This is a genomic window from Streptococcus gingivalis (assembly GCF_035544715.1).
Lineage (GTDB): Bacteria > Bacillota > Bacilli > Lactobacillales > Streptococcaceae > Streptococcus > Streptococcus gingivalis.
In genome coordinates this window covers 806,526-821,496 of sequence record NZ_JAYKTO010000001.1, presented here as the reverse complement: position 1 = coordinate 821,496, position 14,971 = coordinate 806,526, and the positions used below count along the sequence as shown (strand labels likewise).

Below are 14,971 nucleotides of genomic sequence, written 5' to 3'. Positions count from 1 at the left end.
AAGTTACATCCCAAAAATCCCGAGTGTGATCACTATCCGCAACTCTATAACTTTAAAGACATTTGAAAAGCGAGGTCTGATGACTTCGCTTTTATTTGATAGGGAAGAAAGTCAGTAAGAGCCAAGAAAACAACAGAGCAATAGCTCCAATTCCAAGGCAAAATAGAACAGGAAGGATAATATTTTGGTAAGGAGCCTTGCCCCTTTCCTCGGCTTCTTCAATCTCGCTCAGGCTGCGTCCTTGATCATAGGCGACAATCTGGCGAAAGGTACGAAGATTATGCTGTTTCTTAAATTTCTCAATGCGTAGGGCGTAGAACATTGTGATAGCATAAATCAAGCAACTAATAGCGATACCGAACCATTCCAGATAAAGAATTAGAGGAATCATTATTATAGGACTTCCAATTAGTAAAATGGTAAAAACCACTCCATCTTTTTGATAGCGCATAAATTCTTGGTCGTGAATAATTTGTTTCATGGTTTCCACATCTCCTTTTATGAGTTGGTCCAATGACACTTCAAAGACCTTGCTCAGTAAAAGCAGGTTTTGAATATCAGGGTAGGTTGCTCCGCGTTCCCAGTTGGAAATGGATTGACGGCTGACAAAGATGATTTCAGCCAAATCATCTTGAGATAAATTTTTCTCTTTACGATAGTGCTGGATCTGCTTTCCGACTTGCATAAGATTTCCTCGCTTTCTGATTTCATTCTACTCAATTATACAAAAAATGGCTATCAAAGTTCTTTGACATGCTGATTTCATGGGCTTTAGCAAAGGTTTCTGTCACTGGATTTACAGTTCTGTCAATTTATATTTACTTACTGAAAAAGAGGCCAACAACCTCCTTTTTCTTATTCACTAAATCTTAAAAAATAGCCATCTGGGTCTAAAACTGCAAATTCATGAGGATAGATAAAATGGTCGTCAACACGAAATTTTCTTTTGGTCAGGGGACGATGGATGTGATAGTCAGCTTCCAGCAGTTTTTGGTGGAGCTGAGGAACATCCTCAATGCCAAAGGAAATATTGACACCACGCCCGAAAGGATAAGTCAGCTGAGCTAATTCTTCTGCGTCGCCTTCTTCTAACATGAGTTGGCAGTCTTCAAGGGAGAGGAAGAGAAATTTCTCCTCGGGGCGTTCGTATTCGACAGAGAAGCCCAGCAAGTTGCAGTAGAAGTAGCGCGATTTTTCGATGTTGGATACCACAAATTCGGGGATGACAGCTTGATAGTCCATTAGCTTTCTCCTTAGAGTTCAATCTCCATCACAATTGGTGTATGATCTTGACGAGCGCCTGAGTCAATCATATCTGATTTAGTGACCTTGTCAGCAATGCGGTTTGAGGTCAACCAATAGTCGATTCTCCAGCCTGTGTTGTTGATTTTTGAGGTTTTACTTCGTTGTGCCCACCAAGTGTAGCGTTCTGGGACATCACCATGGACATGGCGGAAGGTATCTGTAAATCCTTTGGCCAAAAGATTTGTAAATCCTTCACGTTCTTCGTCTGTGAAACCTGGTGAACGGCGGTTGCTGGCAGGGTTGGCGAGGTCGATTTCCTTGTGAGCGACATTGTAGTCACCTGTAGCAAGAACAGGCTTTTGCTTGTCTAGTTCAGTCAAGTATTCCGCATATTTGACATCCCAGACTTGACGTTCTTCCAAACGTTTGAGTCCATCACCAGCGTTTGGTGTGTAGACCTGAGTCACGAAAAAGTGATCAAATTCTAGTGTAATGATCCGACCTTCCAAGTCCATGGTCGAAGGAGCTCCGATTTCTGGGAAAGTCACAATGGGAGTAAGTTCTTTTTTATAGAGGAACATGGTTCCAGCATAGCCTTTGCGAGCAGGCTCTTGAGAGGAACGCCAGGTATTTTCGTAGCCAGGGAAGAGCTCCTCAAGGATTTCGAGGTGTTTTTTAGTAGGACCTTTGGCGGATAACTTGGTTTCTTGAATGGCAATGATATCCGCATCCTCAGCAACCAAGGTTTGAAGGACTTCTTGAGAGAGTTTGGCGCGTGCTGAGTCGCTAGTCAATGCAGCGTTTAGCGAGTCGATATTCCATGAAATGAGTTTCATTGTGTTTCCTTTTCTTGACATAATTGATAGTTTTATTATAACAAAATTTTAATGATTTCCTGATCACAATGCCTTGAAAATTCTTATAAAATCCGTTATAATAGCTTGAATTCATTTGGAGAAAGGGAGTTGTTTATGAAATTTTACTCTTATGACTATGTATTGAGTCAGATCAGCCAGCAAAACTGGGTGACCATTGGGATATCTGGCTTGCTCATTCTTCTGACTGGTTTTTTTGTGGCGAAAGCCTATCGGAATAAGCACGATAGCAATAAGCACGATAGCAAATTCCGCGAATTGTCTATTATCTCCATTTTAACTCTGGTGGTAGTGGTCTTGATCAGTATCAGCAATTTTCAATATAGCCAAAGTAATAATGACCAGTTCCAACGCTCACTCCATTTTATTGAAGTCATCTCAAAGGAGTTGGATGTCAAAAAAGAAGATGTCTATGTCAATACTTCAGCGGCCACAGATGGGGCGATTCTGAAAGTTGGAGAGGTTTATTACCGAGCTATCGCAGGCTCTGACCCGGATCGCTATCTATTAGAAAAGATGGATCTATATAAAACAGACGTAGAACTTGTGGAGGTGAACAAATGACAGTAAATTTTATAACCATTTTGATTAAATTAGCTCTTGGCTTGATTTCCTTGGTATTTGTGATCAATGTGACCGGGAAAGGAAACTTAGCACCAAGTTCTGCAGTAGACCAGATACAGAACTATGTTCTGGGGGGAATTATTGGTGGGGTGATTTACAATAGCTCCATTACCATTCTTCAATACATAGTGATTCTCTTGATGTGGACTATTTTGATCTTGCTCTTAAAATGGCTCAATACCAATGTCCGTTTTATGAAGCACTTGATCGATGGCAAACCAACTGTCATTATCAAAAATGGGAAGCTTGATCCGGAAGCTTGTCGATCCAAGGGACTTTCTGCTTCAGACGTTGCCTTGAAATTGCGTTCACAAGGAATTTTCCAATTAAAGGGAGTGAAACGAGCTGTCATTGAACAAAACGGTCAAATGATCGTTGTCCGTGCGGGGGATGAAAATCCTAAATACCCAATCATTACGGATGGTGTGGTTCAGCTTGAAATTTTGGAAACAATTGGGAAAAGTGAAGAGTGGTTGCTAGCTGAATTGGAAAAAGAAGGCTATGACAACGTTTTGGATATTTTCATTGCTGAGTATGACAAAGGAAAAATCAATGTTGTGACATATTAGAAGAAGGAGGCTGGGACAAAAGTCCTAGCCTCTCAATTATTTTAGGATTGTAGAGCAAGACGCAGTGGTTGAGTGGGCTCTACTGCGCTGATTTCATCAGCTTTTACAGCCCTACTCAACTGTGCGGAGGTGGGACGACGAAATCGAATTCTAACGAATTACCGATTTCTGTCCCACTCTCTTTTTTCCTTATAAAATTCCAGGAAAGGTCTCTTCCTTTTCTTGAGATACTCTTGGAAAAATAGTAAAATGGAAGGTAAGTGTTGATTAGAAAAGAAGGATAGAACATTTCATGAAGAAGAAAATACGGAAGTTTGAGAATCATTCGATCACACGCAGACTCTATCTGCTGTTTAGTTTGATTTGCCTTCTTTTTTTGGTTCTGATTACCCGACTTGGCTATATGCAGATCTCTCACCAAGCCTACTATACGGATAAATTGGCAAAAGCTACCAAAAAGACGGTCAAACAAGGGAGTGTGCGAGGGCAAATTTATGATGCTTCTGGTAAGCCCTTGGTGGAAAATGTGGGAAAACAAGTCTTGACCTTTACTCGGGATCGTAAAATGACGGCCCAAGAAATGCGAGAGACAGCTGGAAAACTCTTGCAGTATGTCGATGTAGAAAATCCTCAAGTAACCGAACGGCAAGAAGTGGATTACTATCTAGCCAATACCAAGGTCTACCAAGAGGTCGTGGAACACCTGCCTGAGAAAAAGAAATTTGATACCGATGGCAACCGCCTGCCGGAAGCCAAGATTTATCAAGCGGCAGTGGATAGTATCGACCCTTCAAAACTCGGCTATACGGATGATGAGAAAAAGATTATTTATCTCTATAGCCAGATGAATGCTGTGGAGAATTTTGCGACGGGGATTATTTCGACGCAAGCACTAGGAGCTGAGCAGATTGCGACCATCGCGGCTGACAGTCAGGACCTTCCTGGAATTGCGATCACGACCAGCTGGGACCGCAAGGTTTTGGATACTCCTTTAGCTTCTATCATCGGAACGGTTTCGACTGAGCAGGCAGGACTTCCAGCAGAAGAAGTCGAGGACTATGTCAAAAAAGGTTATGCCCTCAATGACCGGGTTGGAACCTCTTATCTCGAAAAGGAATACGAAAACGTCCTTCAAGGAAAACGCAGTGAAAAAGAAATTCTCCTGGATAAAAATGGCAATATGGATAAAGTGGTAGACATTTCAAAAGGAGCTAAGGGGGAAAACCTCAAGCTCTCGATTGACTTGGATTTCCAAAAAGGGGTGGAAGATATTCTCCGCTCTGCCTTTAGCGCAGAGTTGCAAGCTGGAAATGCGACCTACTCCGAAGGTGTCTATGCTGTAGCCCTTGAGCCTGATACAGGGAAAGTCCTTGCCATGGCAGGGATCAAACACCAGGCTGGTAGTCAAGATTTATCAACCGATGCTTTGGGAACAGTCACCAATGTTTTCGTCCCAGGATCGGTCGTTAAAGGAGCAACCTTGACTTCAGGATGGGAAAATGGTGCCATTTCCGGCAATCAAGTACTGACCGATCAGCCCATTGTTTTTGCAGGATCAACGCCGATTAACTCTTGGTTTACCCAATATGGCAGTCGCTCCATCAATGCAGTAGAAGCTTTGGAATATTCTTCCAATACCTACATGGTTCAAATTGCTCTTAAGATGATGGGGCAACCCTACACTCCAAATATGACCTTACAAGTAGATCAAGTGGACCCTGCTATGAAAAAACTCCGTTCTACTTTTGCAGAGTACGGTCTTGGAACGTCAACGGGGATTGACCTTCCCAATGAATCGACCGGTTTTATCCCGAAAGAGTATACAGTCGGTAATTATTTGACCAATGCCTTTGGCCAGTTTGACAACTACACCCCTATGCAATTGGCTCAGTATGCGGCAACCGTTGCAAATGATGGGAAGCGGGTGAGTCCTCATGTCGTCGAAGGCATCTATGACAATAATGATCAAGGTGGCCTCGGTCAGTTGAAAAAAGCGATCGAAGCCAAGGAGCTCAATCAAGTCCATATCTCAGCGGAGAACATGGCTTTGATCAAGCAAGGGTTTTACCAAGTGGCCAATGGTACGAGTGGGTTGACGACAGGAAAAACCGTTGGTCGTGGGGCCAGTGTGCCCATCAGTGCAAAGACTGGTACAGCTGAAACCACTGTCGATGGGGGCAAACAAGCCATTAATACTAATGTGGTGGCGTATGCACCATCGAATAATCCAAAGATTGCGGTAGCGGTGGTCTTTCCACATAATACCAATCTACAGGCGACAGTTAGTCATTCCATTACGCGTGACATTATTAACTTATACAATCAGAAACACCCCATGAATTAGAAAGGAAACTATGCTTTATCCAGCACCTATTGCAAAATTAATTGACAGCTATTCCAAGTTGCCAGGAATTGGGATCAAAACAGCGACCCGTCTTGCTTTTTACACTATTGGCATGTCAGATGATGATGTTAATGAATTTGCCAAGAACTTACTAAATGCCAAGCGTGAGCTAGGGTATTGCAGTATTTGTGGCAATTTGACTGATGAAGAAACCTGCGAGATTTGTCGAGATGAAACGCGGGATCCATCCCTCATTCTTGTTGTAGAAGATAGCCGGGATGTCTCTGCTATGGAAAATATCCAGGAATACCACGGTCGCTATCATGTCTTGCATGGCTTGATCTCACCCATGAATGGCGTGGGACCCGATGATATCAATCTCAAGAGTTTGCTCAGTCGCTTGATGGATGGAACAGTTACTGAGGTCATTGTTGCGACCAATGCGACGGCAGACGGGGAAGCGACTTCTATGTATATCTCACGCGTGCTCAAACCAGCAGGCATCAAAGTGACCCGTTTGGCACGGGGGCTAGCAGTTGGAGCCGATATCGAGTATGCGGACGAAGTGACCCTTCTTCGCGCGATCGAAAATCGGACAGAATTATAAGAGAAGTTCTTTCGAAAGGGCTGTCATTGTGGTATACTATCAAGTAAGAAATCAAGGGAACAATTAGGGAGAAACTATGAGTAAACAAGACTTAATCCTGTTATATGGTGGACGTAGTGCAGAACGTGAAGTATCTGTTCTTTCAGCAGAAAGCGTGATGCGCGCGATTGATTACCAAGCATTTTCGGTTCAAACCTACTTTATTACGCAGTCAGGAGATTTCATCCAGACGCAAGCTTTTGAAGAGAAACCAGCGGATGATGAGAAATTGATGACCAATGAGACAGTGGACTGGTCTAAAAAAGTGGCACCATCTGCGATTTACAAGGAAGGAGCAGTAGTCTTTCCAGTTCTTCATGGACCAATGGGAGAAGATGGTTCCATTCAAGGCTTCTTAGAAGTCTTGAAGATGCCTTATGTCGGCTGTGGCATCCTAGCTTCCAGTGTTGCGATGGACAAGATCACGACCAAACGGGTCTTGGAGTCTGCTGGAATTCCTCAAGTTCCTTATGTAGCTGTAGTGGAAGGCGATGACGTGGATGAGAAAATTGCTACAATTGAAGCGACTCTCTCTTATCCTGTCTTTACCAAACCATCCAATATGGGCTCTAGTGTTGGGATTTCAAAATCTGAAAACCAAACAGAGCTTCGGACTGCTCTCGAATTGGCCTTCAAATACGATAGCCGTGTCTTGGTAGAGCAAGGAGTCAATGCGCGTGAGATCGAAGTTGGACTGCTTGGAAACTATGATGTGAAGAGTACCTTGCCAGGTGAAGTTGTGAAAGATGTGGCCTTCTATGATTATGATGCCAAATACATCGACAACAAAATTACCATGGCGATTCCAGCTCAATTGGACCCTGAGGTTGTGAAAACCATGCGGACCAACGCAGAAAAAGCCTTTCGTGCAATCGGTGGTCTAGGTTTAGCGCGTTGTGATTTCTTCTATACCGATAAAGGAGAGATCTTCTTAAACGAACTCAATACCATGCCAGGATTTACCCAATGGTCTATGTATCCTCTGCTTTGGGACAATATGGGACTCAACTATACAGATTTGATCACCAAGTTAGTAGAGCTTGGAAAAGAAGTCTTCCAAAAACACGAAGCGCATTTGTTGTAAGAAAAGAGAGAGTGGGACAGAAATCGGTAATTCGTTAGAATTCGATTTCGTCGTCCCACCTCCGCACAGTTAAGTAGGGCTGTAAAAGCTGATAAAATCAGCGTAGTAGAGCCCACTCAACTACTGCGTCTTGCTCGACAATCCAAAAACAATCAAGAGGCTAGGACTTCTGTCCCAGCCACTTTTTTTGTGGTCTAGAATATGGTATAATGAGAAGAATTTGAAACGAGCGTTTAGACCTTTGGGGAAGACGCTACGGAGAACTGAGGAGTCGGATATGAATCTCACATTACATGAAGTTGCTCATCTAGTACACGCAAAAAATGATATCAGCCAATTTGAAGATGTGGCCCTCGTCAAGCCGGAATTTGACAGCCGATTGATTGGGCCTGGAGACCTGTTTGTTCCTTTAAAGGGAGCGCGTGATGGTCATGACTTTATTGAGACTGCTTTTGAAAATGGAGCCGTAGCCACTTTTTCAGAGAAAGTGGTAGAAGGCCACCCTTATATTTTGGTGGAAGATGTGCTGAGCGCTTTTCAAACACTTGCTGCAGCCTATCTTCAAAAGACAAAAGTAGATGTTTTTGCAGTGACGGGGTCAAATGGTAAAACCACCACAAAAGATATGTTGGCACAGCTTTTGTCCACCACCTACCTGACCTATAAAACACAAGGAAACTATAATAACGAAATTGGTCTTCCTTATACGGTTTTGCATATGCCAGAAGGGACGGACAAACTGGTCCTTGAAATGGGGCAAGACCATCTAGGAGATATCCATCTCTTGTCAGAACTGGCGCATCCAAAAGCTGCTATTGTCACCTTGATTGGGGAAGCCCATTTGGAATTCTTCAAAGATCGAAGTGAGATCGCAAAAGGAAAACTCCAGATTGCGGATGGGATGCCAGAAGGCGGTCTTCTGGTAGTTCCAGCTGATCCGATCGTCAATGCCTACCTCCCTGAAAATCAAACAGTCGTTCGCTTTGGGCCAGATGAGGAGATTTTTATTACCGAGTTAATCGAGCGAAAGGATAGCTTAACTTTCCGAGCTAATTTCTTAGAAGAAGCGATCGATCTTCCAGTAACAGGAAAATACAATGCGACCAATGCTATGATTGCAGCTTATGTTGCCTTGAAAGAAGGAGTGAGTGAAGCTGCGATTCGTGATAGTTTTGAAACCTTGCAATTAACGCGCAACCGGACAGAATGGAAGAAGGCCAGTAACGGAGCGGATATCCTATCCGATGTCTACAATGCTAATCCGACGGCTATGCGCTTGATTTTAGAAACTTTCTCGACTATTCCTGCGAATCCAAATGGCCGAAAATTAGCCGTACTTGCAGATATGAAAGAACTAGGGGAGCAATCTGTAAATCTACACAACCAAATGATCCTCAGCCTCTCACCGGATGTCTTGGATACCGTTATTTTCTATGGGCAAGACATTGCGGGCTTGGCTCAATTAGCGAGTCAGATGTTCCCACTCGGACATGTCTATTATTTCAAAAAGACCGCTGAGGAAGATCAATTTGAGGACCTGGTCAAACAAGTCAAGGAAAGCTTAAAAGAGCAGGACCAAATCCTCATCAAGGGAAGCAATTCCATGAATCTAGCCAAATTGGTAGAGGAATTAGAAAAAGCCTAGCAAATGTGAAGGAAGTTATACAAAAATAGGCTACTATAAACTAAAGGAATAGAAAAATGACACTTTGGGATTTATTGTTTACGAACCAAAAATCAGCCCCGCCTGAGTTTGGACTCTGGTATGTTTTCCTACCAGCTTCCTTGTTGGTGGTTGGCTATTTTTCCATCAAATATGCACAGTCTAAAAGCTACCAACGCTTTTGGTATTGGGCACAATTGATTCAAGTCTTAACCATCAATGCTTGGTATATTCTAGCCCACATGCCTTTGACAGACAATTTACCTTTTTATCATTGTCGCTTGGCTATGCTTGCGATCCTCTTTGCTCCTAGAGGGACCTATATCAAGCAATATTTTGCCTTGTTGGGTGTTCTAGGATCCATTGCGGCTTTGGTTTATCCGGCCTTTGACCCCTTCCCATTCCCCCATATTACTGTACTCAACCTGATTTTTAGTCACTGGGCCTTGTTTGCCAATAGTTTGATTTACCTGCAGGAGTTTTATCAGTCGGAAAAACAGGACACCTTACGGATTGTTAAGATCACCTTTGGTATGAATGCAGTCATCTTTTTGGTCAATCTTTTGACCAGAGGAGATTACGGCTTCTTACGACGTCCACCAATCATTGGAGACCACGGTGCTCTCTTGAACTACCTCTTGGTCAGCATCGTGATGGTGGCTGGTATTTGCTTGGTCAACCAGCGCTACAAATACAAGATGGTTGAAGAGACTGTCGTTTCGCGTTCGGAATAGAAAAAAGAGTAGATGAGGGAAAGAAATCATGGCACTTTGGGACTTATTTTTCACTAGTCAACCAACATCCCCTCCTCAATTGGGGGTCTGGTATTTCTTATTGCCTACTTCTTTGGTAGTAGTGGGAGTTCTGTCCGTTCGATTTGCTCACTCCAAAAGCTACCAAACCTTTTGGTATTGGGGACAGTTGATCCAGTTGCTCATTATCAACTCTTGGTATTTAGCAGCTCGCTTGCCTTTTTCAGAGAGTCTTCCCTTCTATCATAGCCGGATGGCTATGTGGATTATTCTTTTGGCCCCCAAGGGAAGCTTCAAGCAATATTTTGCCCTCGTGGGAGTCTTTGGCTCCATTATGGCCTTGGTTCATCCTGTTTTTTATCCCTACCCTTTTCCTCACGTTTCCTCGATCAACAATGTCTTTGGTCACTGGGCCCTCTTGGCCAACTGTCTAATCTATCTGGTTCAATCCTACCAGGTGGAAGAAGGGGCTGTTTGGAAGATCTGTCAGATGACGTTTGGAGTCAATGCCATTATTGTTCTAGCCAACCTTGTAACGGGCGGAAACTATGGCTTTCTGCGTCGACCACCTGTCATAGGTGACCATGGCCTTGTGCTCAACTATTTGATCGTGACAGTCCTAATGACGGGGACACTGATCCTCATCAATACTATCGTTCAGTACAGTAAGAAAAGAAGAATACCTGAATCTGTTTAAATAAGGAGACTTTATGCATCATTTTTTTACCACAGAATCAACAGCACCACCAGCAATCTCAGCACTTTGGTATAGTGTGATGGTCTTGTTAATTGTGACAGCGATCATGATGTCACTTCGCTATTATCAGAATGAGCAATTTCGCAAATGCTTTCAATACTTACAAGGCTTCCAGTTAATTTGCTTGTATCTTTGGTATTTTGCCTACCACATTCCTTGGTCCAATAGCCTGCCTTTTTATCACTGTCGCTTGGCTATGTTTGCGGTCTTGTTTTTACCAGACAGATGGAAAAGCAAACAGTTCTTTGCCTTGATGGGAGTGAGTGGAGCCATCTTTGCTTTGGGCTATCCAGTCTTTGACCCCTACACTTTCCCTCATATTACGAGCTTTTCTTTCCTCCTCGGACATTACTGTCTCCTGATCAATTCCTTGATTTATCTCTTGAGATGGTATGATCGAAACCTCTTAAAAAATAGTCAGATTGTTCTCTATACCTTTGTTTTAGATTTATTTCTGGTTGGAGTCAATCAATTGACGGGAGGTAATTATGGTTTGATGGCCCGCCCTCCGATTATGAGAGGGGATAAAGTCTGGCTCAACTACCTGGTTGTATCTAGTATTTTAGCCCTTGCTTTATTACTCTTTAATCAGATCTTCAATCGTAGAAGTGAGCGGGTAAAAGTGAGAAAATAACCAGTATAAAGGTTGGGGCATCTCTGTCTCAACCCTGTTTTATATCAAAGGAGAATATATGAAGCGTTTCTTGCTAATGATCTCCCTCGTTTGGAGTTTGTTTTGTACAATAACGACAGCACATGCGGATGAAGAAGTTCGCTATTCGATTGAATCCTATGTAGGACACCTCCAATTGCAGGAAGATAGCCAGGCAACATTTACACAAGAGATCACCTATCAGTTTCAGACAGGCTATCATGGTCAATATGTGACTCTAGGAAGCGCAGATCCTCTTCCAAAAGGGTTTAAGATTCATCGTAATCCTGAGGTGGAAGCCTATGTGGATGGGGAAAAACGAGAGATTCGTGTAGAGGAAACAGACCTGGAAGATGGCCGTCAATTAAAAATATACAATGCCCGTATCGTCGGTGGCACGGTCAAGATCAAAGTGAAATGGAAGATTGATCATCTCTTGACTTTCTACAAGGATAGTGCAGAATTGAACTGGTTTCCTATTTCAGATGGAGATGAGAAAGTCGCGAAATTAGACTTTTATGTGGATGGCTTGGATGCTAAGCAGGGAAAACTGTATGCCCATACTGGTTACTTTAATCCACCAGCCCAAGTCGAACGGACTGAAACTGGTTATCATATTTGGACAAAGGATTTTCCAAAAAATGGAAAGCTCGAACTGCATGCCTATTGGCCAATGACAGAAGCCCTGCGTCAAGACCAAGCAAATGAGATTAACAAGGGAAATGGAAAAGAGAAATTTCTCAAAAAAGAGAAATCCATTGAACAAAAAACGTTCCTCTATCGGACCCTTCTACTTAAGGTTGTACCAATTGTATCGATTCTTTTATTTATCCTCGCTTTCATTCCATGGATCCGGTATTTTATCAGTACCAGAACTCGTCGGATTGCAAAAGGAGTACGATTATACGAACCACCACAGAATTTACCTCCTCTTGTCCTAGCTAAGGCACTGTATCAACTTGATTTTGAACGGATGGTGATATCTAGAGAGAAAGGACCATTAACATTTAATCATCTCATTCAAGCAAGCATTTTAGATCTCATTGACCGGGGAAATCTTCGTTTGACTAGGGATGAAAATGGGGAAACCTTGACCTGTCTCCATTATGAAGGTTTGGCTGATTTTGAATTGAAGTTTATTGAAATGATCTTTGATCAAGAATCTGAAATCAATATCAGTGAAGTATTTTCAAGGTATAAAATCGACAAAGCAGCCTTAAAAAAAGATTTTCGAGCTGCTAAATCAGACACACAACGAGACCGTATTCGAAAAGTCGGAAGTGCCGTTCAATCGCTTTTAAAAAAGGATGCCCAGCAATTGTCAAAAGGGGTAGAAAAGGAAATTGCAAAATTAGGATTGCCTTCTTATTTTAGAGACTTATCTGAAAAAGAAGAAGCTTTTTCTAAAACAGGCTGCGCCTTACATTTTTGGCTCTTACTGATCTTATTTGTGAGCATGTGTTTCTTATCTCTTGGATTTGGATCACACCTATCTTCCTTCTATTTTTGGATTATTTTACTTTTGGTTTTGTTATTCATTCCATTTTATATTGTTGTGAAAATCCGTGAAGATCATCTACAATCCTTAGAGAACTTGGATTCACAATTCCAATGGATGGCCTTTCGAAATATGATCGAAAGTATTCCAAATTTCAACCAAGCAGAACTTGAGAGTGTCATCCTATGGAATCGCATCTTAGTCTATGCAACCATGTATGGCCAAGCAAAAAAAGTGAGCCAGGTACTCCAAAATCATCAGATTTCCTTACCATATGAAGACTGGGATACTGTTCTTTGGCTAACAACCTCCCCAAATACCTTCCTAGACGGCTCTACCTTGATGAACTATGCAGATGATTCCTATAGTGTTTCAAGCTTCTCTATTAACTCTTCAGATGGCAGTGGCGGCTTTGACGGCGGTGGCTTCTCTGATGGTGGCGGTGGCGGAGGATTTGGTGCCTTTTGATTGCCGTGAAAAGAAGACTAGAATCTACGGATTTTGGTCTTTCTTTTTGCTCTCAAAGAAGAATCATCGTTGAAAAAAGTGCCTATTTTCGCTATAATAGGACAGATAGAGAAATTGAGGAGAAATCCGATGTAGAGATGGATTTGTAAATTTATCAGAAAATAAAAAGAGAAAGAATTAGGAACATGAACGTACAAGAAGAAATTAAAAAACGCCGTACCTTTGCCATTATCTCCCACCCGGATGCTGGTAAAACGACGATTACAGAGCAGTTGCTCTACTTTGGGGGAGAGATTCGGGAAGCCGGTACTGTCAAAGGGAAGAAAACAGGAAACTTTGCTAAATCTGACTGGATGGATATCGAGAAGCAACGTGGGATTTCGGTAACCTCATCTGTTATGCAGTTCGACTATGATGGCAAACGGGTCAATATCCTTGATACGCCAGGGCACGAGGACTTCTCAGAAGATACTTATCGGACCTTGATGGCGGTGGACGCTGCCGTCATGGTGGTAGACTCTGCCAAAGGGATTGAAGCTCAAACCAAGAAATTGTTTGAGGTTGTGAAACACCGTGGCATTCCAGTCTTCACTTTTATGAATAAGCTGGACCGTGACGGTCGTGAGCCACTGGACCTCTTACAAGAATTAGAAGAAGTCTTGGGAATCGCCAGTTACCCAATGAACTGGCCGATTGGGATGGGGAAAGCCTTTGAGGGACTCTATGACCTTTATAACCAACGTTTGGAACTCTATAAAGGAGACGAGCGTTTTGCTAGTCTAGAAGACGGAGACAAGCTTTTTGCCAACAACCCTTTCTACGAGCAAGTAAAAGACGATATCGAACTCTTGCAAGAAGCAGGAAATGACTTTTCAGAAGAAGCCATCCTTGCGGGTGAATTGACTCCCGTCTTCTTCGGCTCAGCCTTAACCAATTTTGGAGTACAGACTTTCTTGGAAACCTTCCTCAAGTTTGCTCCGGAGCCACACGGCCACAAGAAGACAGATGGCGAACTTGTCGATCCTTATGATAAGGATTTCTCAGGCTTTGTCTTTAAAATCCAAGCCAATATGGACCCTCGTCACCGCGACCGGATCGCCTTTGTGCGGATCGTATCTGGCGAATTTGAGCGTGGGATGAGCGTCAACCTGCCTCGTACTGGTAAGGGTGCTAAGTTATCTAACGTGACTCAATTTATGGCCGAAAGCCGTGAAAATGTCAGCAATGCTGTAGCAGGAGACATCATCGGGGTTTACGATACCGGTACTTATCAGGTTGGAGATACTTTGACAGTGGGCAAAAACAAGTTTGAATTTGAACCACTGCCAACCTTTACGCCTGAAATCTTCATGAAAGTGTCAGCCAAGAACGTCATGAAGCAAAAATCCTTCCACAAAGGGATTGAGCAATTGGTGCAAGAAGGAGCTATTCAGCTCTATACCAACTACCAAACAGGTGAATACATGCTTGGTGCCGTTGGTCAATTGCAGTTTGAAGTCTTTAAGCACCGGATGGAAAATGAATACAATGCCGAAGTGGTCATGAGCCCAATGGGTAAAAAGACAGTTCGCTGGATCAAACCAGAAGACTTAGATGAGCGCATGTCTTCAAGCCGAAATATCTTGGCGAAGGACCGCTTTGACCAACCTGTCTTCCTCTTTGAAAACGACTTTGCCCTCCGCTGGTTTGCGGATAAGTATCCAGACGTTGAGCTGGAAGAAAAGATGGGGTAAGGAATTTTTCAAAACTGATCCATAACAAAAAAATAAGAAAACGAAAATCTATCCGTTTTCG

14 protein-coding genes are annotated in these 14,971 nt (G+C 42.8%); 11 read left to right on the top strand and 3 right to left on the bottom strand.

From position 1 onward, the window contains the following. Window positions 1-91: 91 nt before the first annotated feature. The 3 genes from SM122_RS04000 to SM122_RS03990 form a co-directional block, all read right to left on the bottom strand. Entirely contained in the window at window positions 92-685 is a 594-nt protein-coding gene (locus tag SM122_RS04000) for a helix-turn-helix domain-containing protein (RefSeq protein WP_031577145.1), read from the bottom strand. 170 nt (window positions 686-855) lie between these two features. After that, on the bottom strand, window positions 856-1,242 hold the full coding sequence (locus SM122_RS03995) for a bleomycin resistance protein (RefSeq protein WP_070505835.1): 387 nt from the start codon (window positions 1,240-1,242) through the stop codon (window positions 856-858). 11 nt (window positions 1,243-1,253) lie between these two features. Further along, on the bottom strand, window positions 1,254-2,081 hold the full coding sequence (locus SM122_RS03990) for an exodeoxyribonuclease III (protein ID WP_070505833.1): 828 nt from the start codon (window positions 2,079-2,081) through the stop codon (window positions 1,254-1,256). Between the two features lie 135 nt (window positions 2,082-2,216). On the opposite strand from SM122_RS03990, the gene SM122_RS03985 reads away from it, so the two are divergent. The 11 genes from SM122_RS03985 to SM122_RS03935 all read left to right on the top strand — a co-directional run bounded on the left by SM122_RS03985 (window position 2,217) and on the right by SM122_RS03935 (window position 14,910). Further along, window positions 2,217-2,684, top strand: a complete 468-nt coding sequence (locus tag SM122_RS03985; protein WP_070505831.1) for a DUF3290 family protein — start codon at window positions 2,217-2,219, stop codon at window positions 2,682-2,684. Continuing rightward, window positions 2,681-3,313, top strand: coding sequence for a DUF421 domain-containing protein (locus SM122_RS03980; RefSeq protein WP_272107339.1), 633 nt, complete (start codon window positions 2,681-2,683; stop codon window positions 3,311-3,313). The genes SM122_RS03985 and SM122_RS03980 overlap by 4 nt, the downstream gene beginning before the upstream one ends. A gap of 292 nt (window positions 3,314-3,605) precedes the next feature. Next, window positions 3,606-5,657 (top strand): penicillin-binding protein PBP2B, encoded by a 2,052-nt coding sequence (gene pbp2b / locus SM122_RS03975; RefSeq protein WP_195189684.1) that lies wholly within the window; start codon window positions 3,606-3,608, stop codon window positions 5,655-5,657. Window positions 5,658-5,667: 10 nt separating this feature from the next. Continuing rightward, on the top strand, window positions 5,668-6,264 hold the full coding sequence (gene recR, locus SM122_RS03970) for a recombination mediator RecR (RefSeq protein WP_021152853.1): 597 nt from the start codon (window positions 5,668-5,670) through the stop codon (window positions 6,262-6,264). A 76-nt stretch (window positions 6,265-6,340) separates the two neighbouring features. After that, on the top strand, window positions 6,341-7,387 hold the full coding sequence (locus SM122_RS03965) for a D-alanine--D-alanine ligase (RefSeq protein WP_150905683.1): 1,047 nt from the start codon (window positions 6,341-6,343) through the stop codon (window positions 7,385-7,387). A 277-nt stretch (window positions 7,388-7,664) separates the two neighbouring features. After that, window positions 7,665-9,032 carry a UDP-N-acetylmuramoyl-tripeptide--D-alanyl-D-alanine ligase gene (locus SM122_RS03960; protein WP_150905685.1) on the top strand — a complete coding sequence of 456 codons (1,368 nt, stop codon included), beginning with the start codon at window positions 7,665-7,667 and terminating at the stop codon, window positions 9,030-9,032. Window positions 9,033-9,088: 56 nt separating this feature from the next. Further along, window positions 9,089-9,784: a YwaF family protein gene (locus tag SM122_RS03955; protein WP_031577111.1), complete on the top strand. Its 696-nt coding sequence runs from the start codon at window positions 9,089-9,091 to the stop codon at window positions 9,782-9,784. A 28-nt stretch (window positions 9,785-9,812) separates the two neighbouring features. Further along, the gene (locus tag SM122_RS03950; protein WP_031577112.1) at window positions 9,813-10,499 is read left to right on the top strand and encodes a YwaF family protein; all 687 of its coding nucleotides are present in this window, start codon (window positions 9,813-9,815) and stop codon (window positions 10,497-10,499) included. A 13-nt stretch (window positions 10,500-10,512) separates the two neighbouring features. Then, window positions 10,513-11,193 (top strand): YwaF family protein, encoded by a 681-nt coding sequence (locus SM122_RS03945; protein ID WP_031577114.1) that lies wholly within the window; start codon window positions 10,513-10,515, stop codon window positions 11,191-11,193. Between the two features lie 58 nt (window positions 11,194-11,251). Then, a complete protein-coding gene (locus SM122_RS03940) occupies window positions 11,252-13,177 on the top strand; it encodes a DUF2207 domain-containing protein (RefSeq protein ID WP_324737814.1) in 1,926 nt (641 codons plus the stop codon). A 185-nt stretch (window positions 13,178-13,362) separates the two neighbouring features. After that, the gene (locus tag SM122_RS03935; protein WP_070450462.1) at window positions 13,363-14,910 is read left to right on the top strand and encodes a peptide chain release factor 3; all 1,548 of its coding nucleotides are present in this window, start codon (window positions 13,363-13,365) and stop codon (window positions 14,908-14,910) included. Window positions 14,911-14,971: the final 61 nt, after the last annotated feature.